The 2,471-nt window shown below is 42.3% G+C and carries 5 protein-coding genes and 1 pseudogene; 3 read left to right on the forward strand and 3 right to left on the reverse strand.

Annotation, left to right across the window (positions count from 1 at the left end; genetic code table 11):
* Positions 1-3 precede the first annotated feature (3 nt).
* Complete coding sequence (locus LAY57_RS35325) at positions 4-129, forward strand: DUF4351 domain-containing protein (protein ID WP_338022554.1); 126 nt, start codon at positions 4-6, stop codon at positions 127-129.
* On the opposite strand, the gene LAY57_RS35330 is transcribed toward LAY57_RS35325, so the two are convergent.
* Positions 126-299: a hypothetical protein gene (locus LAY57_RS35330; RefSeq protein WP_249072120.1), complete on the reverse strand. Its 174-nt coding sequence runs from the start codon at positions 297-299 to the stop codon at positions 126-128. The genes LAY57_RS35325 and LAY57_RS35330 overlap by 4 nt on opposite strands.
* Positions 300-383: 84 nt before the next feature.
* Here LAY57_RS35330 and LAY57_RS35335 point away from each other — a divergent pair, with 84 nt between their 5' ends.
* A complete protein-coding gene (locus LAY57_RS35335; protein ID WP_249072122.1) occupies positions 384-725 on the forward strand; it encodes a hypothetical protein in 342 nt (113 codons plus the stop codon).
* Position 726: 1 nt separating this feature from the next.
* The gene (locus LAY57_RS35340) at positions 727-1,110 is read left to right on the forward strand and encodes a hypothetical protein (protein WP_249072123.1); all 384 of its coding nucleotides are present in this window, start codon (positions 727-729) and stop codon (positions 1,108-1,110) included.
* Between the two features lie 33 nt (positions 1,111-1,143).
* Here LAY57_RS35340 and LAY57_RS35345 read toward each other — a convergent pair.
* Both LAY57_RS35345 and LAY57_RS35350 read right to left on the reverse strand, forming a co-directional pair.
* Positions 1,144-1,323 (reverse strand): annotated as a pseudogene (locus LAY57_RS35345) (type II toxin-antitoxin system RelE/ParE family toxin); the annotation flags it as partial.
* A 119-nt stretch (positions 1,324-1,442) separates the two neighbouring features.
* Positions 1,443-1,709, reverse strand: coding sequence for a ribbon-helix-helix domain-containing protein (locus LAY57_RS35350; protein WP_249072125.1), 267 nt, complete (start codon positions 1,707-1,709; stop codon positions 1,443-1,445).
* Positions 1,710-2,471 lie beyond the last annotated feature (762 nt).

Genomic DNA, 2,471 nt, shown 5'->3' on the forward strand with positions numbered 1-2,471 from the left:
GAAATCGCACCTAGCACGGAAGAGAGAATTCGCGCTTTATCGCTTTCTCAGTTAGAGAACTTGGCGGAAGCGTTGTTAGATTTTTCATCGCCAGAAGATTTAACCGCTTGGTTGGAGAATATGAATTAGGCAAAATACTGGGAAATAAACATTCCTGGTACTGAATTTATATCAGAGGGAAAGAGGCGATCGCCTACAGCACGCTGCGCGATCGCACTCCAAAACCCCTTGACAAAGCGACCTGAGAATGCTGTGAAGTGAGTTGTGCGATCGCGTAGCCTTCCCGCAATGTACGGCATATAGCTCTTTAATGGTAGAATATAAACGAATATCAAATAAAGAATAAAAACCAACTTTGTCAAGAGCTAAATAGGGGTTATTGCGTGCCAAGTCCCGGAGTAGGTGGAAATGGGATTGCATCTGAATTTGGAGATTTAACTGGACTGACTCCTCAAGAAGTAAATAACTTTTTATGTGGACTTGGTGCAAATGTGAAAATTACTCAAGGTGGTTATGTTGAATATAAATTTCCAGATAATTCCAAACTAATCATCCGTCCTGATGGTGAAGTTGTACGCATACCAGCACCGAGATATGACTTAGATGGCAGAAATATGAACAAGGGGCTACGCTTAGGTAAAGATGGCAGTTTGCTTCCAACTCGCGATCGGTTTGGCAATCCCATCCTTAACACGCACAATACTGGAGAAAGAGTGAGTAATTAGTATGGCAGATGATTATAATTTGCTAGGTTTAGGTGGACTTACATCTTTAGTAACAAATGTGAAAGTTTGTTGGTGGGGGAATGAGGTGTTAGTTGAATGCTTGTACGATCCGACAGGCTCTAGCTTACCTTATTCGCTAGTATTTAAAGACTGTCGCAAAATCAGGTGGGATGTGCATGATGAAGAGGAAGTACACCAACCATTAGCTGACTTGATTGGGATTCATCTGGGTGAAGAGGCACACCGCAAACCTGCTTTGATTCATACAGATATTTTTGAAATTTCGATTCTCTACGGCAGTTTTAGTATTCAGAAGCAAAAGGATGCGATCGCCTACGGCACGCTGCGCGATCGCACTCCAAAACCCCTTGACAAAGCGACCTGAGAATGCTGTGAAGTGAGTTGTGCGATCGCAATGTCACGGTTCTTGTTCATCAAATAGGGATGGCATATCTCGCCTACCGCTGACCACACGAAGAATCTCAATGCCATCATCTAAAGCTCGGTAGAAGATAACGTAGCCATTTAAAGGAAGACCTCGCAAGTCGGGACGTATTTCTCTATAACTCCTGCCTAAATTAGGAAAGTTGACTAATTGTTGGCAGCGACGCGAAAACTATTGAAAAAAGCGCTCGCCTGCTTCGATATTGTTGGTAGTGAAATAATCAGCAATTTCGTTGAGATCCTGGGTGGCGAGAAGGTTGATGAGATAGCGTTTCATTGTTGAGTCTCGCGCACTTCCCGGAAACGATCGAGAATCCCTGTAATAAAGGTTTCGCCATCAATCGGCTTAGTATGTTCGGAGACAGCAACAGCAGCATCTATCTTAACTCGTACAGAATCAATCCACTGGCGATCGGCGCGATCGTATTCATCTAACAACCGCAAAGCAACTTCTAGCACTTCTTCGACAGATCGATATTTATCCGTTTCCAGTTTTGTTTGGATGAATAGCTCTTGGGTTTTCGTTAGAGTAATGCTCATTGTATGAATTTACCCGTTTGTTATAATTATTTTCCTCTAATTATATCGCATTTTTCTAAAATTATGCTCTCCCGTACTTAGGGTGATAAATTTTGCTAATCAGTTGGTCTTTTAGCTTCAGCAGTGGGAAGCTCAACGCTCTGAGTAATAAGTTAGTTTTTGTATCTATGACGAAGCTAAAGCCGTTATACCACAGGCTTTGCCAGCCATCTATTAGATTTTGTTATCACCTCAAGTACGGGAGAGCCGATTTAACTGCTTGGTTGGATAATCTGAACTAAGCAAAATAATAGGGAATAAACACCCCTTTTGATGAATTTAGATGGGGTGTTGCACTCCAAAACCCCTTGACAAAGCGACCTGAGAATGCTGTGAAGTGAGTTGTGCGATCGGTCTTTTTTTCCCTGAGTTCTCTAATACTGTTGAGGTGGTGGTGGGTGTTGATGGCCCGATCGCACAAGTTACTGCAACTTAGTTTGATGGGGAGCCAGAAGTGCAATCGAGACAGCAATACCTAGTATTATCGCTGTTTTCACCCAATTTTATCTGCTGTCAATATAATATAAAAAACTATAAACTTCGCTCGCAAAAAACAAAACATTGGCCTACGATAACACCTGCAAATACATCGCCTCCCAAAATCCAGCTAGTTTCGTCCGCTGGTTATTACCCAATGAGGAATTCACCACTGTCGAAATCCTCAAAACCGAATTACCAGCCGAACCAATTAGAGCAGATTCCTTAATTTTATTACGGTTCGGT

It is taken from the genome of Argonema antarcticum A004/B2, assembly GCF_023333585.1.
GTDB classification, from domain to species: Bacteria; Cyanobacteriota; Cyanobacteriia; order Cyanobacteriales; family Aerosakkonemataceae; genus Argonema; species Argonema antarcticum.

Excerpts from the sequence above, each read along its gene's own strand:
- LAY57_RS35340 (WP_249072123.1), top strand. The coding sequence starts at position 727 with ATGGCAGATGATTATAATTTGCTAGGTTTAGGTGGACTTACATCTTTA.
- LAY57_RS35350 (WP_249072125.1), bottom strand. The coding sequence starts at position 1,709 with ATGAGCATTACTCTAACGAAAACCCAAGAGCTATTCATCCAAACAAAA.
- LAY57_RS35330 (WP_249072120.1), bottom strand. The coding sequence starts at position 299 with ATGCCGTACATTGCGGGAAGGCTACGCGATCGCACAACTCACTTCACA.